This is a genomic window from Massilia cellulosiltytica, assembly GCF_047325105.1.
GTDB lineage: Bacteria > Pseudomonadota > Gammaproteobacteria > Burkholderiales > Burkholderiaceae_D > Telluria > Telluria orientalis.
On the sequence record NZ_CP168562.1, the window covers coordinates 3,520,549 to 3,543,423 of the forward strand.

General features: G+C 67.0%; 19 protein-coding genes. 8 read left to right on the forward strand and 11 right to left on the reverse strand.

The window, feature by feature from the left end; genetic code table 11:
* Positions 1 to 63: 63 nt before the first annotated feature.
* The 3 genes from ACEN9H_RS15405 to kbl all read right to left on the reverse strand — a co-directional run bounded on the left by ACEN9H_RS15405 (position 64) and on the right by kbl (position 3,742).
* Positions 64 to 1,440, reverse strand: coding sequence for an L-serine ammonia-lyase (locus tag ACEN9H_RS15405; RefSeq protein WP_413675458.1), 1,377 nt, complete (start codon positions 1,438 to 1,440; stop codon positions 64 to 66).
* A 34-nt stretch (positions 1,441 to 1,474) separates the two neighbouring features.
* On the reverse strand, positions 1,475 to 2,437 hold the full coding sequence (locus ACEN9H_RS15410; RefSeq protein ID WP_413675459.1) for an NAD-dependent epimerase/dehydratase family protein: 963 nt from the start codon (positions 2,435 to 2,437) through the stop codon (positions 1,475 to 1,477).
* A gap of 99 nt (positions 2,438 to 2,536) precedes the next feature.
* Positions 2,537 to 3,742, reverse strand: a complete 1,206-nt coding sequence (gene kbl / locus ACEN9H_RS15415) for a glycine C-acetyltransferase (protein WP_413675460.1) — start codon at positions 3,740 to 3,742, stop codon at positions 2,537 to 2,539.
* A gap of 134 nt (positions 3,743 to 3,876) precedes the next feature.
* Here kbl and ACEN9H_RS15420 point away from each other — a divergent pair, with 134 nt between their 5' ends.
* On the forward strand, positions 3,877 to 4,446 hold the full coding sequence (locus tag ACEN9H_RS15420) for a helix-turn-helix domain-containing protein (RefSeq protein ID WP_056129496.1): 570 nt from the start codon (positions 3,877 to 3,879) through the stop codon (positions 4,444 to 4,446).
* 70 nt (positions 4,447 to 4,516) lie between these two features.
* Here ACEN9H_RS15420 and ACEN9H_RS15425 read toward each other — a convergent pair whose 3' ends face one another.
* The 4 genes from ACEN9H_RS15425 to ACEN9H_RS15440 form a co-directional block, all read right to left on the reverse strand.
* Positions 4,517 to 4,660, reverse strand: a complete 144-nt coding sequence (locus tag ACEN9H_RS15425) for a hypothetical protein (RefSeq protein WP_156403778.1) — start codon at positions 4,658 to 4,660, stop codon at positions 4,517 to 4,519.
* A gap of 342 nt (positions 4,661 to 5,002) precedes the next feature.
* Positions 5,003 to 6,418 (reverse strand): tetratricopeptide repeat protein, encoded by a 1,416-nt coding sequence (locus ACEN9H_RS15430; RefSeq protein WP_413675461.1) that lies wholly within the window; start codon positions 6,416 to 6,418, stop codon positions 5,003 to 5,005.
* Between the two features lie 195 nt (positions 6,419 to 6,613).
* Positions 6,614 to 7,249: a PolC-type DNA polymerase III gene (locus ACEN9H_RS15435; RefSeq protein ID WP_413675462.1), complete on the reverse strand. Its 636-nt coding sequence runs from the start codon at positions 7,247 to 7,249 to the stop codon at positions 6,614 to 6,616.
* A gap of 28 nt (positions 7,250 to 7,277) precedes the next feature.
* Positions 7,278 to 8,528, reverse strand: a complete 1,251-nt coding sequence (locus tag ACEN9H_RS15440; RefSeq protein WP_413675463.1) for an Hsp70 family protein — start codon at positions 8,526 to 8,528, stop codon at positions 7,278 to 7,280.
* 100 nt (positions 8,529 to 8,628) lie between these two features.
* Here ACEN9H_RS15440 and ctaD point away from each other — a divergent pair, with 100 nt between their 5' ends.
* From ctaD to cphA, 5 genes are all read left to right on the forward strand, one after another.
* Positions 8,629 to 10,227 (forward strand): cytochrome c oxidase subunit I, encoded by a 1,599-nt coding sequence (ctaD, locus tag ACEN9H_RS15445; RefSeq protein ID WP_413675464.1) that lies wholly within the window; start codon positions 8,629 to 8,631, stop codon positions 10,225 to 10,227.
* Positions 10,228 to 10,243: 16 nt separating this feature from the next.
* Complete coding sequence (locus ACEN9H_RS15450; RefSeq protein WP_413675465.1) at positions 10,244 to 10,696, forward strand: DUF2244 domain-containing protein; 453 nt, start codon at positions 10,244 to 10,246, stop codon at positions 10,694 to 10,696.
* A gap of 230 nt (positions 10,697 to 10,926) precedes the next feature.
* Positions 10,927 to 11,841 (forward strand): isoaspartyl peptidase/L-asparaginase, encoded by a 915-nt coding sequence (locus ACEN9H_RS15455; protein WP_413675466.1) that lies wholly within the window; start codon positions 10,927 to 10,929, stop codon positions 11,839 to 11,841.
* Positions 11,838 to 12,755: a cyanophycinase gene (locus tag ACEN9H_RS15460; RefSeq protein WP_413675467.1), complete on the forward strand. Its 918-nt coding sequence runs from the start codon at positions 11,838 to 11,840 to the stop codon at positions 12,753 to 12,755. The genes ACEN9H_RS15455 and ACEN9H_RS15460 overlap by 4 nt, the downstream gene beginning before the upstream one ends.
* Positions 12,752 to 15,343 carry a cyanophycin synthetase gene (cphA, locus tag ACEN9H_RS15465; RefSeq protein WP_413675468.1) on the forward strand — a complete coding sequence of 864 codons (2,592 nt, stop codon included), beginning with the start codon at positions 12,752 to 12,754 and terminating at the stop codon, positions 15,341 to 15,343. Before ACEN9H_RS15460 ends, cphA begins: the two co-directional genes overlap by 4 nt.
* 400 nt (positions 15,344 to 15,743) lie before the next feature.
* Here cphA and ACEN9H_RS15470 read toward each other — a convergent pair whose 3' ends face one another.
* From ACEN9H_RS15470 to sdhC, 4 genes are read right to left on the reverse strand one after another with little or no spacing between them, the layout of a single operon-like run.
* Positions 15,744 to 16,454: a succinate dehydrogenase iron-sulfur subunit gene (locus ACEN9H_RS15470; RefSeq protein WP_413342144.1), complete on the reverse strand. Its 711-nt coding sequence runs from the start codon at positions 16,452 to 16,454 to the stop codon at positions 15,744 to 15,746.
* A gap of 13 nt (positions 16,455 to 16,467) precedes the next feature.
* Complete coding sequence (sdhA, locus tag ACEN9H_RS15475; protein ID WP_413674133.1) at positions 16,468 to 18,246, reverse strand: succinate dehydrogenase flavoprotein subunit; 1,779 nt, start codon at positions 18,244 to 18,246, stop codon at positions 16,468 to 16,470.
* Positions 18,247 to 18,248: 2 nt separating this feature from the next.
* Complete coding sequence (gene sdhD / locus ACEN9H_RS15480; protein ID WP_056132064.1) at positions 18,249 to 18,617, reverse strand: succinate dehydrogenase, hydrophobic membrane anchor protein; 369 nt, start codon at positions 18,615 to 18,617, stop codon at positions 18,249 to 18,251.
* A 2-nt stretch (positions 18,618 to 18,619) separates the two neighbouring features.
* Positions 18,620 to 19,042, reverse strand: coding sequence for a succinate dehydrogenase, cytochrome b556 subunit (sdhC, locus tag ACEN9H_RS15485; protein ID WP_413675469.1), 423 nt, complete (start codon positions 19,040 to 19,042; stop codon positions 18,620 to 18,622).
* 159 nt (positions 19,043 to 19,201) lie between these two features.
* Here sdhC and ACEN9H_RS15490 point away from each other — a divergent pair, with 159 nt between their 5' ends.
* On the forward strand, positions 19,202 to 20,086 hold the full coding sequence (locus ACEN9H_RS15490; RefSeq protein ID WP_056132061.1) for a LysR family transcriptional regulator: 885 nt from the start codon (positions 19,202 to 19,204) through the stop codon (positions 20,084 to 20,086).
* A gap of 76 nt (positions 20,087 to 20,162) precedes the next feature.
* The gene (locus ACEN9H_RS15495; protein ID WP_413675470.1) at positions 20,163 to 22,874 is read left to right on the forward strand and encodes a PAS domain-containing protein; all 2,712 of its coding nucleotides are present in this window, start codon (positions 20,163 to 20,165) and stop codon (positions 22,872 to 22,874) included.
* The last annotated feature ends 1 nt before the right edge of the window (position 22,875 follow it).

A 22,875-nucleotide genomic window follows, 5' to 3' on the forward strand; every position in this document is an offset into this window, starting at 1 on the left:
TTTGTTATTTCGTTGGAAAATGATGCACTGCAATGCGGCGGGCGTGAAAGCCCACCGTTTGCATCAGCACGCGGCGTGATTCACCGTCACCACGTGGATCGCCAGGCCGCCCAGCGACGTCTCCTTGTACTTGGCCTGCATGTCGAATCCCGTCTGGCGCATCGTCTCGATGACGTCGTCCAGGCTGACGAAGTGCGTCCCGTCGCCTTTCATCGCCAGCGACGCCGCCGTGATGGCCTTGATCGCGCCCATGCCGTTGCGCTCGATGCACGGGATCTGCACGAGGCCGCCGATCGGGTCGCAGGTCATGCCCAGATGGTGTTCGATGCCGATCTCGGCCGCGTTTTCGATCTGGCCGTTGGTGCCGCCCAGCGCCGCGACGAGCCCCGCCGCCGCCATCGCGCACGCGACGCCCACCTCGCCCTGGCAACCGATCTCCGCGCCGGAGATGGACGCGTTCTTCTTGCACAGCATGCCGATCGCGGCCGCCGTCAGCAGGAAGTCGTGGATGCCGCGGCGCGCATCGCTCGGACGACAATCCTCGGCGTAATAGCGCAGCACGGCCGGGATGATGCCGGCCGCGCCGTTCGTCGGCGCCGTCACGACCCGGCCGCCGGCCGCGTTCTCTTCGTTGACGGCCATCGCGTACAGGCTGACCTGGTTGACGGCGTCGTGCGGCAGGTGGTTCGTCGCGTTGCGCGCCGCCCGCTCCTGGCGCCACAGCTTCGCCGCGCGGCGCTTGACGTTCAGGCCACCCGGCAACTCGCCTTCCATGACGAGGCCGCGTTCGATGCAGCCGCGCATCACGGCCCAGATGCGGTCCAGGCCCGCATCCAGCGCGTCGTTCGCCATGCGCGCGCACTCGTTCGCGCGCAGCATGGCGGGGATCGTCAGGCCGTCGCGGCTACCCTGCTCCAGCAGCTCGCGCATCGTCGAGAACGGGAACGGCACCGCGACCGTCTCGCGCGCAGTCTGCGTTTCGCCCGGCGCCGTGATGAAGCCGCCGCCGACCGAATAATAGATGCGTTCGATGACGCTGCCGTCCGCCAGCTTCAGGACGAAGCGCATGCCGTTCGGGTGGTCCGGCAGCGTGGACTGCTTGTGCCACACGAGGCCTGTGGCGCGGGTGAACGGCACCGGCTGCGTGCCGAGCAGGTTCAGCACGCCGTCCAGTTCCGCTTCCGCGAGCTTGTCCTCGACCGCGTCCGGGTCCACGTCCTGCGGCGTCTCGCCCATCAGGCCGAGGATCACGGCCTTGTCGGTGGCGTGGCCGACGCCCGTCAGCGCCAGTGAGCCATACAGATGCGCTTCGATGCCGACCGCCTCGTCCAGCGGGCCGCATTCGACGAGGAAGCGGCGCGCGGCCACCATCGGGCCGACGGTGTGCGAGCTGGATGGGCCGATGCCGATCTTGAATAGATCAAATACACTCATGTCCATGAGCAGTCTCCTTGTTGTTCTTGTCGTGGCGCGGTCAGGCCGCTTTGCTCATGTTCACGTCGACATTGGCCAGCATGTCGTCGACCATCTCGTCGACCTTGACGCGCGCCTTCCAGCCCCAGTCCGCCGTCGCGCGGCTGTCGTCGAGGTTCTTCGGCCAGGAATCGGCGATCTGCTGGCGGCTGTCCGGCTGGTACGCGATACGGAACGCCGGCAGTTTTTTCTGGATCGCGGCGGCCAGTTCGCGCGGGTTGAACGACACGCCGGCCACGTTGTACGAGGAACGGATGACGACCTGCTCCGCCGGCGCGTCCATCAGCTCGATGGTGGCGCGGATCGCGTCCGGCATGTAGATCATCGGCAGCGTCGTTTCCGGGCCGAGGAAGCATTCATACGTCTCGCCGCGCAGCGCCGCATGGAAGATCGCGATCGCGTAGTCCGTCGTGCCGCCGCCCGGGGGCGACTTGTAGCTGATGATGCCGGGGTAGCGGATGCTGCGCACGTCTACGCCATACTTCGCATGGTAGTACTCGCACAGGCGCTCGCCGGCCAGCTTGCTGATGCCGTAGATCGACGTCGGGTCCATGATCGTGTACTGCGGCGTGGATTCGCTCGGCGTGTTCGGGCCGAACGCGGCGATCGACGACGGCCAGAAGACCTTCAGCGGCCTGCCGGCTTCGCCCCGTTCGCGCGCGATCTCGAGGATGTTCAGCAGGCCGTCCATGTTCAGCGTCCACGCCTTCAACGGCGCCTTCTCGCCCGTGGCCGACAGCAGCGCCGCCAGCTGGTACACCTGGGTGATGTCGTCGTCGACGATCAGGCGGGCCACCGCGTCCTTGTCGAGCACGTCGACACGGACGTAGCGCGCGGCGCCGTAGATATTGTCCGTGCCGATGTCCGCCGCGATCACGTTGGCCGCGCCGTGCTGCTGCGCGAGGGCGGTGACCAGTTCACTGCCGATCTGGCCGTTGGCGCCGATGATGAGGATGCGTTCCATGCTTGTTTTCCTTGCTCTTTGTGCGGCTTCGTGAGCCGGTTCCCGGCGCTTCGCTTCGTGGGCGGCGCATCCGGTCGATCGATGGTCCTGGCGGCGCGGTCAGGCGGCCTTGATGATGCCCAGTTCGCGGCCGGCCTGCTCGAAGGCGCCCAGCACCTTGTCCAGCTGTTCGCGGGTATGCGCGGCCGACAGTTGCACGCGCACGCGCGCCTGCCCCATCGGCACCACCGGGTAGAAGAAGCCCGACAGCAGCACGCCCAGTTCGAACATGCGGGCCGCGAATTTCTGCGCGACGGGTGCGTCGAACAGCATCACCGGCACCACCGGGTGCGTGCCCGGCTTGATGGTGAAGCCGATGCGCTCGATCTCGCGGCGGAAATAGGCGGTGTTCTCGTGCAGGCGGTCGCGCAGCTCGGTCGACTTGCCGATGCGGTCCAGCACCGCGAGCGACGCGCCGGCAATCATCGGCGCCAGCGTGTTCGAGAACAGGTACGGACGCGATTTCTGGCGCAAGGTCTCGATGACTTCCTTGCGGCCCGAGGTAAAACCGCCCATCGCGCCGCCCAGCGCCTTGCCCAGGGTGCCCGTGATGATGTCGATCTTGCCGATCACGCCGCAGTGCTCGTGCGTGCCGCGCCCCGTCTTGCCCATGAAGCCGGACGCGTGCGACTCGTCGATCATCGTCAGCGCGCCATATCGTTCGGCCAGCGCCACGATCCTGTCGAGTTGCGCAATCGTGCCGTCCATCGAGAACACGCCGTCCGTGACGATGATCTTGTGGCGCTTGCCCGCGTCCGTCGCGGCCTGCAACTGCTGTTCCAGGTCGGCCATGTCATTGTTGGCATAGCGGTAGCGCGCGGCCTTGCACAGCCGGACGCCGTCGATGATCGACGCGTGGTTCAGCGCATCCGAGATGATCGCGTCGTTCTCGTCGAACAGCGGCTCGAACACGCCGCCGTTGGCGTCGAAGGCGGCCGCGTACAGGATCGTGTCTTCAGTGCCGAGGAAGTCCGACAGCTTCTTCTCGAGCTCCTTGTGCACCGTCTGCGTGCCGCAGATGAAACGCACGGACGACAGCCCGTAGCCGTATCGCTGCAGCGCCGCTTCGGCCGCCTTCTGCGTCTCCGGGTCGCCCGACAGGCCGAGGTAGTTGTTGGCGCACATATTGATCAGCGTGCGGCCATCGTCGGCGACCACTTCGGCGCCCTGGCGCGAGGCGAGCACGCGTTCGGGCTTGAACAGGCCTTCGGTCTTGAGCGTGTCGAGTTTCTGCTGGAGGCCGCTATAGAATGCTTGATCGCTCATGTTTCCTCGTCCTTGTCGGTTGGCGAATGGTATAGTGTGGATTCGTTCGATGTATGGAACTTGTTCTATATTTCGAACAGAAATTCAATATATTGAATATTACTCCCAGCCATTGAACTTGGCAAGCAAGCTCCATGAACAACAATACCAGCGCTCCGCCGGAAGTCGGCGCCACCCTGCAACGGCTGCGACTCGCGCGCGGCCTGACCCTGGAAGACCTGTCGCGCATCGCCGGCGTCTCCAAATCGATGCTGTCGCAGATCGAACGCGAAAAAGCCAACCCCACCATCGCCATCACGTGGCGCCTGGCCAATGCGCTCGGCGTGCAGATCGGCGAATTACTATCGTCCGAAGTGCGCGCCGTCGACCTGATCCGTGTCGTCGACGCCCATGAAATCCCCACCTTGCCCGGCAGCCACGCGGGCTACTCGCTGCGCATCCTGGGACCGATGGACCTTGCCGGCAAGTATGAATGGTATGAACTGACATTGCAGCCGGGCGGCGAACTGGCGTCGCAGGCCCATGATCCTGGTACCAATGAGCATTTGACCGTGGTAACAGGGACGGTGGAATTGGAGGTCGGGGCCGAGAAGCGGAAAATCAAGCACGGTGCGACGGCGCGTTATCCGGCCGACCAGAATCATGCCATCCGGAATGCCGGCAAGACGGAGGCGAAGGCCTTGCTGGTGGTTGTGCACCGGTAAATGAAAAAACCCCGCACACGGCGGGGTTCATTCCTGGCGCCTGGGCGCCCGTAATACCTGCGGCTCGCGCTTACAGCGGCGGCGTATGGCGATACGACGCGCCGACGGTTTCGATGGCGCGGCGGGCTTCCTGGCAGAATGCGCGGAACAGACGGCCGAGCTTGCTCTCAGCGGTCAGGCGGGTCGAGGTCGGGATCGTGGTCGTGGCGTTCATGGCAACTCCATTCATCATTTCGTTCAGTGATGAATCCAGTGTACGCCGCCGGCAGATATCAATCCAATTTCCTTTTCCGATCACCGCGATATGTTTTTGTGATGTCTCCCCGCTGCCATATTGCGTGCGATGACAGCGGGGATCACGCAAGCTTATATCTCCGCGCCGCCCGCGGCGGTGGGCGACACCTCCACGTCGAGCGCCTTCGTCAGGAAGCCCCAACGGTCGGCCACTTCTTCGATCTGCTTGCTCGTCGGCTTGCCCGCGCGACGATGGGTTGTCGGCGGATGCCGCTAAGCACGAGAACCCGACTCAGCTGTCAGGACGACAACACCGCCGGGTTCACGCGGCACGCGGCTCCGGTCCCACGTACGACCGGGCACTCTGCCACTGGCGCCGCATGTCGTCCGCGCTCGCGATCTGTTCCTCCGACAGGCGGCGCGCGACGATCGCCTTGTTCGCGCCGGCGGCCGGGTCGCCGGCGTCGGCCGCCAGCAGCATCCACATGTACGAGCGCACGGTATCGCGCGCGACGCCGCGGCCGCTGTTGTACATGCCGCCCAGGTTGTACTGGGCCAGTGCGTGGCCCTGTTCGGCGGCCAGCCGGTACCAGTGCACGGCCTGCGCGTCGTCCTGCGCCACGCCCTGGCCGTTCGCATACATGACGCCGAGATTGTTCTGGGCGCTCGCGTCGCCCTGCTCGGCGGCGCGCCGGTACCACGCCGCCGCCAGCGCCTCGTCGCGGCGCACGCCCTGGCCGTTCGCGTACATCACGCCGAGCGTGAACTGGGCCTTCGCGGCGCCCTGCTCGGCCGCGCGCCGGTACCAGTACAACGCCTGCTCCGGATCGCGCGCGACGCCGCGTCCGAACGCGTAGCGGTTGCCCAGGTTCACCTGGGCCAGCACGTGGCCCTGCTCGGCCGCGGCCAGCGTCCACGCCAGCGCGGAGCCGCTCCAGCGCGCCCCATCGCCCGCGCCCGCGAGCGCCTCCGCGTCGGCCGCGCCCAGCAGTTGCGCGAGGCTGAACTGCGCTTCCGCGTCGCCCTGCTCGGCGGCGCATTCGAGCCAGGCGCGCGCGCCCTGCGCGTCGGACGGCAACCCATGCCCCACCAGGTACGCGAGCCCCAGCAGGCGCTGCGCCGGCGCATGGCCGCGCGCGGCCGCACGCCGGAACCAGTACAGCGCCTCGGCCTCGCTGCGCGCCACGCCCTCGCCGCCGCGGTACATCAGGCCGAGGCAGACGGCGGCCTCGGCATCGTCCAGCAGCGCGGCCTTGCGGAACCACGCCATCGCGAGCGGCAGGCTGCGCGCGACGCCCTCGCCGTCCCGGTAGCACGTGCCGAGCAGCCGCTGGGCGCTGGGCAGGTCCTGCTCGGCGGCCTTGTAGTACCAGGCGACCGCCTCGGCGGCATCGCGCACGACGCCCCGCCCGGCCCGGTACAGGTCGCCCAGGTTCTGCTGCGCCGACGCGTCGCCCTGGGCGGCGGCGCGGCCGAACCAGTACGCCGCCTCGTCGTCGGACTGCGCCACGCCCCGCCCAAGGAAATACATGCTGCCCAGGTGGTTCTGGGCGAACGCGAGGCGCTGGCGCGCGGCCCGCTCCAGCCACCGGCAGGCGGCGACGTCGTCCTGCGGGGCACCGTCGCCTTCCTTGTACATCATGCCCAGGTTGAACTGCGCAAAGGCATCGCCACACGCGGCGGCGCGGGCGAACCAGGCGAGCGGGCCGGCGCGCGGGAGGGACTCGTGACTGTGCATGCGGTAGCTCCTGACGGACTCGCGTTGAGGCCAAAGAATTGCCAAAAGTGTAATGACGAGATGCATTACGGATTTGACGTGCGCCAACGTGGAGGGGATGGACGACGGCAAAAACGACGTCGGCGCGACGGCTCGGCCGGCGAGGACAGTGCCACGCGACGAAGCCCTACTGCGTGCAGGAAATAAGAGGCCGGATCAGGCCGTTGCGCGCCGCCCGGACGCGTACACGCCCATGAACGCGTCGACCTTCGCCGCCGCCACGCGGTTCAGCGCGACGAGCAGGTCCGGATCGACGCCCGCCAGCCCGTAGGCGTCGCCGAGGTGGCGGCCGATATGCAGCAGCAGCTGGGCGGCCACTTCGGCGTCGGCCTCGGCCCGGTGGGCGTTGCCCTTGAAGACGATGCCGAGCGCACGCGACAACTGGCCCAGCTTGTAGCTCGCCATGCCGGGGAACACGCGGCGCGACAGCTTCAGCGAGCACACGAGCCCGGCATGCCGGCAACCGTGTCCGAGCAGCGCGCCCTCGGCCTTGAGGAATTTCTCATCGAAGCTGGCATTGTGCGCGGCCAGCACGTCGTCGCCGATGAACTCGATGAGCGCGGGCACGACCTCGGTGGCCGGCGGCGCGCCATCGACCATCGCCTGCGTGATGCCCGTCAGCTGGGTGATGAACGACGGCACGCGCACGCCGCAGTTCACCAGCGAGACGTAGCGCTCGACGATCCGGCCGTCCGCGATGCGCAGGGCCGCGACCTCGGTGATGCGGTCGCCGGCGCCGGGCGACAGGCCGGTGGTCTCGAAGTCGAGCATGACGATGGGACGTTCGAACACGGTACTTCCTTTCTTCAACCAGATCGCGTTAACCAAACTTGCGGGCGGCGTCGATCGCCAGTCCGGCGCCGATGCTGCCGAACAGGTCGCCCTCGACCCGGCGCGCGTCCGGGACGATGGCGGCGATCCGCTCGCGCAGGCTCGCCACGCCGCTGGAGCCGCCCGTGAAGAACACGGTATCGACGCGCTCGGGCCCGATGCCCGCTTCGTCCAGCAGGCGCTGCACGGTCGCGCCGACGCTGTCGATCATGCCGGCGATCGCGCCCGTGAACAGGTCGCGGTGGATGCGCAGCAGTTCGGGCGGTTCGAGGCGGTCGAGGTCGAGCGCCACTTCCGGCGTGTCCGACAGGCCGATCTTCGCTTCTTCCACGCGCATCGCGAGCCAGTGGCCGGCGCGGTCGTCGATGAGGCGCTGCAGGCGCTTGAGCTTGTCCGGCTCGGCCGCGTCGCGCACGAGGTCCGCGAGCTGCGCGACGCTCTTGCGCGTATAGGCCTGGTTGATCGTGTGCCACGTCGCCAGGTTGAAATAATAGCTCGACGGCACCGAGGCTCCCGACAGCAGCGTGCTGCCATGACCCAGCAGCGGCATGACGGACGCGAGGCTCAGGTATTTGTCGAAGTCCGTGCCGCCGATGTGCACGCCGCCGGTGGCGAGGATGTCGTCGCGGCGGTCCAGGCGGTCCGCGCGCGCCGGCCCCAGGCGCACGAGCGAGAAGTCGGACGTGCCCCCGCCGATGTCGGCGATCAGCACCAGCTCCTCGCGTTCGATGCGGGATTCGTAGTCGAACGCGGCCGCGATGGGTTCGTACTGGAAGCCGATCTCCGCAAAGCCGACGGAACGGGCGATGTCGGCGAGCGTGTCCTCGGCGAGGCGGTCCGCCTCCGGATCGTCGTCGACGAAGTACACGGGGCGGCCGAACACGGCGCGGTCGAAGCCGCGGCCCGCCTCGCGCTCGGCGCGGCGCTTGACCTCGCCGATGAAATGGCCGAGCAGTTGACGGAACGGCAACGCGCGCCCCGCGACTTCCGTCTGGCCATCCATCAGGCTGGTGCCCAGCAGGCTCTTCAGCGACCGCATCAGGCGCCCGTCATAGCCCTCCAGGTAGTCGGCCAGGGCGGCGCGGCCATAGCGCACCTGCTCGTCGTCCGCGTTGAAGAACACGACGGACGGCAGGGTCGCCTTGCCGTCCTCGAGGGGCAGCAGCGTGGGTTGGCCGGGCCGCACCCAGCCGACGGTGGAATTGGACGTGCCGAAATCGACGCCGCAAGCGTTGGCCATGGAAGTCTCTCGATGAAAGGGGCGAGATGTTACCAGATTCCGGCCGCGGAACCAACGCCGGCCCGGCTTGTCTCATGCACACGACGCCAACGGAGCAGACATGACGACGACGGCAGGCAGTTCCGATTACGCCCCCGGCGGCCATTCCGGCGCGCACGCGCACCCGCACGGGTGGCGGCGCTGGCTGTTCGCGACGAACCACAAGGACATCGGCACGCTGTACCTGTGGTTCTCCGTCACCATGTTCATGGTCGGCGGCGTGCTGGCCCTGCTGATCCGGCTGGAACTGTTCCAGCCCGGCCTGCAATTCTTCCAGCCGGAGCTGTACAACCAGTTCGTTACGATGCACGGCCTCGTGATGATCTTCGGCGCCATCATGCCCGCCTTCGTCGGCTTCGCGAACTGGATGGTGCCGCTGCAGGTAGGCGCGGCCGACATGGCGTTCGCCCGCATGAACAATTTCTCGTTCTGGCTGCTGCCGCCCGCCGCGATCCTGCTCGTGGGCTCGTTCTTCGTCGCCGGCGGCGCCAACGCGGCCGGGTGGACCATGTACCCGCCCCTGTCGGTCCAGATGGGCCCGGGGATGGACATGACGATCTTCGCCGTGCACATGATGGGCGTGTCGTCCATCATGGGCGCCATCAACATCATCACGACGATCCTGAACCTGCGCGCGCCCGGCATGTCGCTGATGAAGATGCCGATGTTCTGCTGGACGTGGCTGATCACCGCCTACCTGCTGATCGCCGTGATGCCGGTGCTGGCGACGGCCGTCACGATGATCCTCACCGACCGCCATTTCGGCACGACGTTCTTCAACGCGGCCGGCGCCGGCGATCCCGTCATGTACCAGCACATCTTCTGGTTCTTCGGCCACCCCGAGGTCTACATCATGATCCTGCCCGGCTTCGGCATCATCTCGCAGGTCATTCCGGCGTTTTCGCGCAAGCCCCTGTTCGGCTACGCGTCGATGGTCTATGCGACGGCCGCCATCGCCATCATCTCGTTCATCGTGTGGGCGCACCACATGTTCACGACCGGCATGCCCGTCACGGGCCAGCTGTTCTTCATGTATGCGACGATGCTGGTCGCCGTCCCCACGGGCGTGAAGGTGTTCAACTGGGTCGCCACGATGTGGAAGGGGTCGCTCAGTTTCGAAAGTCCGATGCTGTTCGCCGTCGGCTTCATCTGGGTGTTCACGATCGGCGGCTTCACGGGCCTCATCCTCTCCGTGGCGCCGATCGACGTCCAGGTGCAGGATACTTACTACGTGGTCGCGCACTTCCATTACGTGCTGGTGGCCGGGTCGCTGTTCGCCCTGTTCGCCGGCTATTACTACTGGGCGCCGAAATGGACCGGACACATGATCGACGAACGACGAGGGCGTTTTCACTTCTGGAATTCGCTCGTCTGGGTCAACGTGACCTTTTTCCCGATGCACTTCCTCGGGCTGGCGGGCATGCCGCGCCGCTACGCCGACTATCCCGTCCAGTTCACGGACTTCCACGCCATCACGTCCGTCGGCGCCCTGCTGTTCAGCCTGTCGCAGGTGTACTGGCTGTTCCGGATCGTGATTCCGAACATCCGCGGCGGCGCGCCTGCACCGCCGAAGCCGTGGGAAGGCGCGGAAGGCCTCGAATGGACCGTCCCCAGCCCGGCGCCCTTCCACACGTTCGAGACGCCGCCGCTCGTCAAGTGAACCCGCGAGTGCCTCCATGACGCGCGAATGGACATTGCGGCGCAATTGCTCCCTGTCCCCGCGCCAGGTCGCACGCGCGTATGCCGTCCTGTGTCTCGGCTCGCTCGCCGTCGCGCTCGGCTTTCTCCTCCACGGCATCTGGTTCGTCCTCGCGTTTTCCCTGATCGAGCTGGCACTCGTGGGGCTCGCCCTCCTCGTCTACGCGCGCCACGCGACGGACCACGAGCGCATCGCCCTGTCCGAGTCCGGCCTGCTCGTCACCTGCGTCCAGGCCGACCACCGGGAACTCGTGCGGCTCGATCCCCTGTGGACCCGCGTCGTCGTGCCGGACGAACGCCGCCGCACGCTGATCCAGCTGGAATCGCGCGGGGTCAAGGTGGAGATTGGACGCTTCGTAAACGATTCCCGGCGCCGCCAGGTGGCGCGCGAACTGCGCCAGGCGCTGCGCAGCGTGTCCGCGATGCGCTAGCGCAACGTTGTCAATACGTTCCTGGCTGAAACGAAGCGAGCTGGGATATCCGCATTCCCACTCCTACGGACGGCTTTCTCGTCGAGCTGATCCGTGTAAGCCGCGTCCGACAACCACACGGCAACGCGACCGATGTTTCTATTTTTTTATGTTTTGCATAATGCGGTATCTGCTTTGCCGCACCGCGTTGGTGCGCCCATTGCGCAAGTTTCCCAGGAGAGAAGAACAACATGAGCGTTACGCAAGGATATGCAATCGTCGTGCACGGCGGCGCCGGCAGCCCGCGCGCGTACGACGACGGCTGCGAGCGCGCGGCGCAGCAGGCCGTCGAGGAGCTGGCCATCAGCGCCGACGCGCTCGAGGCCGCCATCGCGGCGGTCGTATCGATGGAAGACGACGGCCGCTTCAATGCCGGCAGCGGATCGGTCCTGTGCCTGGACGGCGCGACCGTCGAGATGGACGCCTCCATCATGGACACGCGCGGCCGCCTCGGCGCCGTCGCCTGCGTGCAGGGGGTCAGGAACCCCGTGCTGCTGGCGCGGGCCGTCGCCGATACACCGCACTGGCTGCTGGCCGGCGACGGCGCCGCCCGCTTCGCCGCCGCCATCGGCCACCCGACCCACATCACCATCTCCGACCACCAGCGCCAAGCGCACGAGAAAGTCGTGCGCGAACTGGCGGGCAGCGTGCCCGCGATGCCCGGGATCTCGGAAGAAGCGAAAGCCTTCCTGCGCTTCTGGAATTACCAGACGCCGCTCGACCTGCCCGCGCACGCCGCATGCGACACCGTCGGCGCCGTCGTGCGCGGACCGGACGGCCACTTCGCCGTCGCGCTGTCCACGGGCGGCTCGGCGCCGTCGCTGCTGGGCCGCGTGGGCGACACGCCGATCATCGGCAGCGGCTTCTACGCCGGCCCCCAGGGCGCCGTCGCGGCCACGGGCATCGGCGAACAGATCGTGCGCCACCTGCTGGCGCGCACGGTGTACGGCTGGATCGAGGACGGCATGCCGCTCGAACTAGCCCTCCAGCGCGGCGTCGACCTGTTCGATCCGAAGGTGCCCGTCGGCCTGATTGCCGTGACGCGCACCGAAGCCGCTGCGCACAGCAACCAGGACATGCCCCACGCAAGGATCGTCCAACCATGACCGCACAGGACAAGAACGCCATCGCCCAGGCGGAACAGGCGGAACAGGTCGCCAAGAGCCATGGCCACCTCGTCATCATCGGCGGGGGCGAAGACAAGCAGAACGACATGGCGATCCTGAAACGCTTCGTCGAGCTGTCCGGCGGGCCGGGCGCGAAGATCGTCGTCATCACGGCGGCGAGCAGCGTCGCGGTGAACATGTGGGACACGTATGAGCGCGCGTTCGCGGACCTGGGCGTCACCCGCCACTCGCACCTGCACCTGCAGAGCCGCCATGACGCGAACGACGACAGGCATATCCGCGACGTCGCCGACGCCGACGGCATCTTCATGACGGGCGGCGACCAGAAACGCCTGCTCGCGGTCATCGGCGGCACGGCGCTGGACACCGCGATGCACGCCGCACTCAAGCTGCGCGGCGCCTGCATCGGCGGCACGAGCGCCGGCGCCTCCGCCATGTCCGGCCACATGCTCGCGCAGGGCCGCGCGGAACTGCATCCCGAAAAGGGCTCCGTGAGCCTCGGTGCGGGCCTCGGTTTCCTGCACAAGGTCGTCATCGACCAGCATTTCTCCGAACGCCAGCGGCTGTCGCGGCTGTTGTCCGTCGTCGCCCAGAACCCGTATTTGCAGGGGATCGGGATCGACGAGGACACGGCCCTCGTCGTCGAGCGCGGCGTCGGCATCGAAGTGGTGGGCCAAGGCGCCGTCACCATCGTCGACGGCCGGACGATGTCGACGAACGTGGCGGAGATCGCCAATCACGAGACGCCGGAACTGATCGACGTCCGCCTCCACCTGCTGCCAGCCGGCAGCAAATACGCACTACCCGGCAATGACGGCGACGACGCAAGACGCATCCCGCAGCCCCTGCTCGGGTTCTTGGAAAACATCACGAAACGGAATCCGATCTCATGAACATCGTAGAACAACGCTTCCTGCGCGGCCCGAGCCTGTATGCCGCGACGCCCTGCCTGCTGGCCGTGATCGACCTCGCCGGCCAGCAGAACGCGGCCGGCCTCGGCGCGCGCCTGTTGGCCCTCCTGCCGGCGGTGCCGGCCGAAGCGGCGGCGCGCCTGTCGGACTGCCAGGCCGCGCACGAAGCGCTCGAACCCGTGGTGATGGAATTGCAGCGCCTCGCCGGCGCGCCTGGCACCTTCGGCATGACGAAGACCGATCCCGCCAGGCCGGCACAGGCCCGCGTCGTCTGCGGCTACACGGTGGAACAGGTCGCGGGCCAGGCGCTGCGCACGGCGGCCGCGCTGATCGATGCATGCGCAGGCCATGTGCCGTTCGACCTGGACGCCGCGCTGGACGACCTGCGCGACACCGCGCACCGCCACGCCATCGGCACGAGCACCGCGGCCGTGCTGGCGGCCGCGCACCGGCGCGGCATCCCGAGCCTGCGCCTGATCGAGGAAGCGAACCTGTTCCAGCTGGGCTGGGGCAGCCGCCAGAAGCGCCTGCAGGCGACGATCACGGGCGCGACCAACCACGTCGCCGTCGGCATCGCCAGCGACAAGCAGCTGACCAAGACGCTGCTCGACCAGGCCGGCGTCCCCGTGCCGGCGGGTTCCACGGTCACCACGCTCGAACAGGCGCTGCGCGAAGCGCGCCGCATCAAGGGACCGGTGACGGTGAAGCCGCTGGACGCGAACCAGGGCAAGGGCGTGACGGTCAACTGCGCGACCCAGGACGAGATCGCGCGCGCGTTCGAATTCGCCTGCAAATACGGGCGCCACGTCATCGTCGAGGAATTCCTGCAGGGCCGCGACTATCGCGTGCTCGTCACGGGCCGCAAGGTGGCCGCCGCGTCGTGGCGCCGGCCGCCGCACGTGACCGGGGACGGCGTGTCGACGGTGCGCGAACTGGTCGAGAACGAAAACCGCAACCCCGCGCGCGGTGACGGCCATGCGAACATCCTCACCAAGATCCCGCTGGACGACCTCGCGCTGCAGGTGCTGGCGAACCAGGGCCATGACCTGGACTCGGTCCCCGCGGAAGGCAGCGTGGTCGACCTGCGCGGCAACGCCAACCTGTCCACCGGCGGCACCGCGGAGGACGTGACGGACCTGCTGCCGGAAGAAACCCGCGACATCTGCATCCGCGCCGCGCGCACGATCGGGCTGGACGTCGCAGGCATCGACATCGTCTGCCAGGACATCGCGCGCCCGCTGCGCGAACAGAACGGCGGCATCATCGAAGTCAACGCGGCGCCGGGCATCCGCATGCACCAGTACCCGAGCCGCGGCACGCCGCGCGACGCTGGCGCCGCCATCGTCGACGCGCTGTTCGGCGAGGACGACGGCCGCATTCCCGTCGTCGCCGTGACGGGCACGAACGGCAAGACGACGACCAGCCTCCTGACCGCGCACGTGACGCGCCTCGCGGGCCTGCGCACGGGCGTGACGACGACGGAAGGCGTGTACATCGACGGCGAACGGATCGTGAAAGGCGATTGCACCGGGTACCGCTCGGCGCGCACCGTCCTCGCGTCGCCCGATGTCGACTTCGCCGTGCTGGAGACGGCGCGCGGCGGCATCCTGAAACGCGGCCTCGCGTTCGACCGCTGCGACGTCGCCGTCGTGCTGAACGTATCGGCCGACCACCTGGGCCTGGACGGCATCGATACGGTCGAGGAACTCGCGCGCGTGAAGTTCGTGATCGCCGAGCGGGCGCGCCGCGCCGTCGTGCTGAACGCGGAAGACGACCATTGCGTCGCGATGTCGTCCGAGCTGGCGCATGGCGTGGAAATCCTGTACTTCTCGCTCGACGCGGACAACCCTGTCCTGCTGCGCCACCTGGAGAACGGCGGCCGCGGCGTCTACCTGGAAGACAACACGATCGTGCTGGCGAACGGCACGCGCCACGAGGCGCTGCTGGACGTGCGCACGATGCCCTGCACCATGAAAGGCGCGGCGCGCTACAACATCGCCAACGCGCTGGCCGCCGCCGCCGCGCTCAGCGCGACGGGCTTCGGCAATATCGAGATCGCGGCCGGCCTGCGCACGTTCGTCTCCGACTGGAAGCATAACCCGCTGCGCTCGAACGTGTTCGACGTCGATGGCGTGACCGTCATCTTCGACTACGCCCACAATACGGCCGCCTATGCCGCGCTCGCGGAGACGGCACGCGCGCTGACGCCGGGCCGCCTCGTCGGCGTCGTCGCGGCGCCGGGCGACCGCCGCGACGAAGACCTCGTCGCCATCGGCGAGACATGCGCGGCCGGCTTCGACGAGCTGGTCGTGTACGAGACGGAGAACCGCGGCCGCGCGGCCGGCGAGGTGGCCGCGCTGCTCGTGCAGGGCGCGCGCCTCGGCAAGTACGAGACGGATCACCTGCAGGTGGAATTGAACGTGCACGAGGCGATCCGCGCCGGCCTCGCGCGCTGCGAGCCGGGCGACGTACTGGTGTTCGGTTGCGGCTCGGCGCTCACCGAGCTGACGGAAGCGATCCGGCCGACATCGCCCGCGACGGCGAGCAGGATCGAGGCAGAGGCAGTATAGGTGCCGCCGCTCCCGCGCAGGCGGGAACCCAAACGGCGTGTCCCAATTGGCTCAGTATGGATCCCCGCTGGTGCGGGGACGACGGATTGGATCGCGCGGCGCGGCCGACGTCGCCCGCAACAGCGAGCAGGATCGAAGCAGAGGCAGTACAGGAACCGTCGTTCCCGCGCAGGCGGGAACCCATACCGAGTGTCCCAATTGGTTCAGTATGGATCCCCGCTTGTGCGGGGACGACGGATTGGATCGCGCGGTGCGGCCGACATCGCCCGCGACGGCGAGCAGGATCGAAGCAGAGGCGGTATAGGAGCCGTCGTTCCCGCGCAGGCGGGAACCCATACCGAGTGTCCTGATCGACTCAGATTGGCTCAGTATGGATCCCCGCCTTTGCGGGGACGACGGTTTAGATCGCGCGGCGTACCAGCAATTCCTTGATCTTGCCGATGGCCTTGTTCGGGTTCAAACCCTTCGGGCACACGTCCGTGCAATTCATGATCGAGTGGCAGCGGAACAGGCGGTACGGGTCTTCCAGGTTGTCCAGGCGCTCGTTGGTCGCTTCGTCGCGCGAGTCGGCGATGAAGCGGTACGCCTGCAGCAGACCGGCCGGACCGACGAACTTGTCGGGATTCCACCAGAACGACGGGCACGACGTCGAGCAGCACGCGCACAGGATGCACTCGTACACGCCGTCGAGTTCTTCGCGCTCTTCCGGCGACTGCAGACGCTCTTTCTCCGGCGGGATCGAGTCGTTGATCAGGTACGGCTTGATCGAGTGGTACTGCTTGAAGAAGTTGGTCATGTCCACGATCAGGTCGCGGATGACCGGCAGGCCCGGCAGCGGACGCAGCACGATCGGCTGCGTCAACTCGTTCAGGTTCGTCGTGCAGGCCAGGCCGTTCTTGCCGTTGATGTTCATCGCGTCCGAACCGCACACGCCTTCGCGGCACGAGCGGCGCAGGGCGAGCGAGTCGTCGACGTCGGCCTTGATGCGCTGCAGCGCATCCAGCAGCATCTTGTCGGTGTCTTTCAGCTCGACGGTGACGTCTTGCATATAGGGCTTAGAATCCTTGTCCGGATCGTAGCGGTAAATCTTCAGGTGGACTGTGCGTGCCATTATCGGTACCTAATTAGAACGTGCGGGGCTTCGGTTTGAACGTGTCGACGGTGAGCGGCTTGGTCACGACCGGTTTGTAGTCGAGGCGGTTGCCTTCCGAGTAGAACAGGGTGTGCTTCATCCAGTTCACGTCGTCGCGCTGCTCGTAGTCGCTGTGGGCGTGGGCGCCGCGCGATTCCTTGCGCGCCGCGGCCGACACGACGGTCGCCTTGGCCACTTCGATCAGGTTGTCCAGCTCGATCGCTTCGATGCGCGCCGTGTTGAACACCTTCGACTTGTCCTTGAACGAGACGTGCTTGCGGCGCTCGTCCAGGGCCATGATTTCCTTGACGCCTTCGTCCATCAGCGCCTGCGTGCGGAACACGCCGCAGTGCTTCTGCATCGTCGCGCGGATCGCATTGGCCACGTCCTGCACCTTCTCGCCGCCGGTGGAGTTTTCCAGGCGGTTCAAACGGCCCAGCGCGTAGTCGGCGAAATCCTTCGGCAGCGCGCGATTGCGCTGCTCCTTCAGGTTCTGCGCGACGATGTGGTTGCCGGCCGCGCGGCCGAACACCACCAGGTCCAGCAGCGAGTTCGTGCCCAGGCGGTTCGCGCCGTGCACCGACACGCACGAGCATTCGCCGATCGCGTACAGGCCATTGACGACCTTCTGCGCACCGGTGCCGTCGGGCGTGACGACCTGGCCGTGGATGTTGGTCGGGATGCCGCCCATCTGGTAGTGGATGGTCGGGACGACGGGGATCGGTTCCTTCGTCGCGTCGACGTTGGCGAACTTGTGGCCGATTTCGAGAATCGACGGCAGGCGCTTGCGGATCGTGTCGGCGCCGATGTGGCGCAGGTCCAGCAGCACGTGGTCCTTGTTCGGGCCCACGCCGCGGCCTTCCTTGATCTCCTGGTCCATCGAACGCGAGACGAAGTCGCGCGGCGCCAGGTCTTTCAGCGTCGGCGCGTAGCGCTCCATGAAGCGTTCGCCGTTGCTGTTGATGAGGATACCGCCCTCGCCGCGCACGCCTTCCGTGATCAGCACGCCCGCGCCGGCCACGCCGGTCGGGTGGAACTGCCAGAACTCCATGTCCTGCAGCGGGATGCCGGCACGTGCCGCCATGCCCAGGCCGTCGCCGGTGTTGATGAAGGCGTTGGTCGACGCGGCGAAGATACGGCCCGCGCCGCCCGTGGCGAACACGGTCGTTTTCGCCTGCAGCATCATGACGTCGCCCGTTTCCATTTCCAGCGCGACGACGCCGAGGACGTCGCCGTCGGCGTTACGGACCAGGTCCAGCGCCTGCCATTCGACGAAGAAGTGCGTGCGCGAGCGGACGTTACGTTGATACAGCGTGTGCAGCAGCGCGTGGCCGGTACGGTCGGCGGCGGCGCAGGCGCGCTGCACCGGCTTCTCGCCGAAGTTCGCGGTGTGGCCGCCGAACGGACGTTGATAGATCGTGCCGTCCGGGTTGCGGTCGAACGGCATGCCGAAGTGTTCGAGCTCGTACACGACCTTCGGGGCTTCGCGGCACATGAATTCGATGGCGTCCTGGTCGCCCAGGTAGTCCGAACCCTTGACGGTGTCGAACATGTGCCAGTACCAGTCGTCCTCGCTCATGTTGCCGAGGGATGCGCCGATGCCGCCCTGGGCCGCGACCGTGTGCGAACGGGTCGGGAACACTTTCGACAGCACGGCCACGTTCAGGCCCGCTTCGGACAGTTGCAGCGCCGCGCGCAGGCCGGAACCGCCGGCGCCGACGATGACGACGTCGAAATGGCGGACGGGGATGTTGGTGTTGATTGCTGCCACGATTACACGCTCCAGAGAATTTGCACAGTCCAGGCGGCGCAGGCGAGCAGCCAGAGCACCGTGGCGATCTGCAAGGTCAGGCGGATGCCGACCGGTTTGACGTAGTCCATCCAGATGTCACGGATGCCCACCCACACGTGGTAGAACAGGCCGAAGAACGTGACCATCGTGAAGAGCTTGAACCACTGGCGGGCGAACAGGCCGGCCCAGCCTTCGTAGGTGAAGTTTTGCCCGGTCAGGAACGAGACCAGCAGGATGACGGTGAAGACGACCATCACGATGGCGGTGACGCGCTGGGCGAGCCAGTCGCGCATGCCGTAGTGCGCGCCGACGACGAGGCGGCGCTGTCCGATATTCTTGGGGGTAGCCATGATTAAATCACTCCGAACAGTTTGAGGGCGACCAGCAGGGTCAGGACCAGGCTGACGACCAGCACGTAGCGCGCAGTGCGCTGCGCCGCGTCCTTGTCCAGGGCCATGTGGTTGTCCATGAACAGGTGGCGGATACCGGCGCAGAAGTGGTGCAGGTAGCCCCAGGACAGGCCCAGGATGACGATCTTGGTGAACGGATGGCTGACGATCCCGGCGAAGTGCGCGAACGAGATCTCGGAACGGATGCTCTGCTCGAACAGGTAGAGCAGGAACGGCAGGAAGAGGAACAGCACGAAGCCGCTGATACGGTGCAGGATCGACACGATGGCCGACGGCGGCTGCTTGTAGTTCATCGTGATGTCCGTAATGTTCACGTTACGGATCGGCTGCCTTCGCTCCTGCACTTTTTTTATCGCTTCTGACATTCCAGCACTCTTCCAAGTTGATTTATGGGCCCGCCGGAACGCGTCCATGCGGCTCTCGCCGCAAAAAACTTGTCCGTGGGATACCTGTATTATCGCGAAATCTCACTATACTGTCCAATATATGGATAATCTAGGATCCATACTTTTCACAGATACCGCATGGAACTCAGACATTTACGCTACTTTGTCGCCGTCGCCGAGGAGGGCAATATCACCCGCGCGGCGGAACGGCTCGGCATCGGCCAGCCGCCGCTGAGCCAGCAGATCCACGCGCTGGAACGGGAGCTCGACGTGAAGCTGTTCCACCGCACCGGCCACGGCGTGGTGCCGACCGACGCCGGCAAGGCGCTGCTCGTCGACGCCAAGCGCCTGCTGGGCGACGTGGAGCACGCCACCCTGAACGCGCAGCGGGCCGGACGCGGCGAGACGGGCCATTTGCACCTCGGCTTCACGGCGTCCGCCGCGTTCCACCCGATCGTGCGCGCGCTGGTGCGCGAATTCCGCAATGCCTATCCCGGCGTCGGCCTGACGCTCACCGAAGGCACGACGGCGCACCTGCTGGCGCAACTCGAGGAAGGCCGGATCGACCTGGCCTTCCTGCGCCCGGGCGTGCACTCGTTCGCCGGCGTCGTCCTGCAGGACATCGCGAGCGAGTCGATGAAGGCCGTGCTGCCGGTCACGCACCCGCTCGCGCGGCGCACCCGGATCCCCCTGTCCGCGCTGGCGCAGGAACCGTTCGTGCTGATTCCCCGCGCGGCCAGCCCGATGCTCCACGACGAGATCGTCTCGGCGTGCCGCCACGCGGGGTTCGAACCGATGCCGGGCCAGCAGGCGCCGCAGCTGTCGACCGTCGTCAGCCTCGTCGCCGCGGAATTCGGCGTGTCGATCGTGCCCGCGTCCGTCAGCCAGTTCCACGCCGAAGGGGTGACGTACGTGGATATCGCGGATGCGAAAGTCCGCTCGAAGCTGGCGCTGGCGTCGCTCGAAGGGAATTCGTCGACCAAAGTGGGCAATTTCCTCGAGATCGCACGGCAGGCGCATTAATGTGACACGCATGTCTTTCAGCGCGACACCATTCCGGACTTCGGCTTAGTATGGCCGTACCCGAAGGAGTTGCGACATGGCTACACCGCTGCCCGCTGGTCTTGCACCCGATTTCCGGCTGTTGTTCGACGCGACACCCATTCCGTTGCTCGTTCTGACGCCCGATTTCACCATGATCGCCGCCAACGAGGCGCGCCTCTCTGCGACGATGACCACGCGCGAGCAGATCCTGGGACGCAACGTGTTCGACGTTTTTCCGGACAACCCGGAGGATGCCACCGCGACCGGCGCCGCGAACCTGCACGCCTCGCTCGACCGCGTGCTGCGGACCCGGGAAACCGACGCCATGCCGATCCAGAAATACGATATCCCGAAGCGCGGACCGGCCGCGAACGGATTCGAGGTGCGCTACTGGAAGCCCGTCAACGCCCCGGTACTGGATGCCGCGGGCGAGGTCGTCTACATCATCCACTGCGTGGAAGACGTCACGGAACAGGTCTTGAAACAGCAGGCGGCGGAGGCAGGCGAAGCCAGGTTCCGCCAGATTGCCGATGCCATCCCGCAGATGGTGTGGTCGGCGCTGCCGAACGGCTATCACGATTACTACAACCGACGCCATTACGACTTCGCCGGCGTGCCGGCGAGCGCCACCATCGGCGACAACTGGGGGGTCATCCTCCATCCGGACGACCTGCCGCGCACGGAGCGGGCCTGGAAACACAGCCTGCGCACGGGCGCGCCCTACGAAATCGAATACCGGCTGCGCCACTGCACGGGCGACTACCACTGGATGCTGGCGCGCGCGCTGCCGATCCGGAACGAGGCCGGCGACATCGAACGGTGGATGGGCACCTGCACCGACATCGACGACCAGAAGGCCCTGCAGGCGGCGCTGCAGGACGCCCAGGCGCGCCTGGAAGGCACGCTCGCCGCGGCGGAAGTCGGCACGTGGACCTGGGACATCCAGGCCGACCGGGTGCATGCGGACCGCAACTTCGCGCGCATGTTCCAGGTCTCCGAGGCGGACGCCGACGGCGGGCCGTCAGCCGTGTATCTCGCCATGATCCATCCGGATGACCGCCCGGCCGTCGACGCCTGCACCGCCGAATCGCTCGCCACCGGCAAGCCTTTCGAGTACCAGTACCGCCTGCGCTACCCGGACGGCGGCATCCGCCATCTGCAGGCGCGCGGCAGGATCGAAGTCGACCGCGACGGCAAGCCGGCCCGGATGCTGGGGGTCGTGCTCGACATCAGCGAGGCGAAAAAGGCCCAGTCGGCACTCAGGGAAAGCGAAAACCAGTTCCGCACGCTGGCGGAAAACATCCCGCAACTGGCGTGGATGGCGCACAGCGACGGCGCGATCTTCTGGTTCAACAACCGCTGGTTCGAGTACACCGGCACGACGCTCGCCGACATGCAGGGGTGGGGATGGGAAAAAGTCCACCACCCCGACTTCGCGGACGCGGTCAAGGCGAAGTACTACGAGCGGATCGTCCGGCAGCAGGTCGCGTGGGAGGACCTGTTCCCGCTGCGCGGCGCGGACGGCGAATATCGCTGGTTCCTGTCGCGGGCGGTGCCGATCCGCGACCGGAACGGCAGGATCGTGCGCTGGTTCGGCACGAATACCGACATCACGCTGCAGCGCGAGGCCGAAATCGCGCTGGAACAGGCCAACCGGCGCAAGGACGAATTCCTCGCGCTGGTCGCGCACGAACTGCGCAACCCGCTGGCGCCGATCGGCACCGCCGCGCAGCTGCTCGGCAAGGCAGGGACCGACGCGGACACCGTCAGGAAATACAGCGGGATCATCACGCGCCAGGTCAGGCACATGACGGAGCTCGTCGACGACCTGCTCGACGTGTCCCGCGTGACGCGCGGCCTGGTGTCGATCGACCGGGCGGAACTCGATATCCGCGACGCCATCGACGCCGCGATCGAACAATCCCGGCCCCTGATCGATGCCCGGCGCCACCGGCTGTCGGTGCGCCTCGTGCCGGAGCACGTGCTCGTCCTCGGCGACCGCACGCGCCTCGTGCAGGTGCTCGCGAACCTGTTGAACAATGCGGCGAAATACACGCCGCTGGGCGGGCGTATCGGGCTCGAACTCGAAGTCGTGACATCCAGCGTCCATATTCACGTGACCGACGACGGCGTCGGCATGGACGCGCACTTCCTGCCCCATGTATTCGACCTGTTCTCGCAGGCCGAGCAGACGCCGGACCGGTCCAAGGGCGGCCTCGGGCTCGGCCTGGCGCTGGTCCGCAGCATCGCCACCCAGCATGGCGGGAACGTGACGGCCCGCAGCGACGGCCCCGGCAAGGGCAGCACATTCACCCTGTCGCTTCCGCTGCTCGACCGCAGGCACGCCGCGCGCGACGGCTCCCTCGCGATCGCGCCGGAATCCCATCCTCTGCATATCCTGATCGCCGACGACAACGCGGACGCGGCGACGTCGCTGGCGGCGCTCCTGCAAACGGAAGGCCACACGGTCACGATCCGGCACGACGCGCACGGCGCGCTCGACGCGGCCCGGACGACGCATCCGGATGCCCTGATCCTCGACATCGGCCTGCCCGACATGGACGGCTACGAACTGTCGCGGCGCCTGCACGGGCTGCCGGAGACCGGCCATGCGGCGTACATCGCGCTGACGGGCTATGGACAGGCGCACGACCGGGTGCTCGCCAAGGCGGCGGGATTCGACCATTACTTCGTGAAGCCGATCGACATGACGGCGCTGCAGCGGGCGCTGGCGGCAGCGGCACCGGCCGCGCAGGCACACGGCTGAA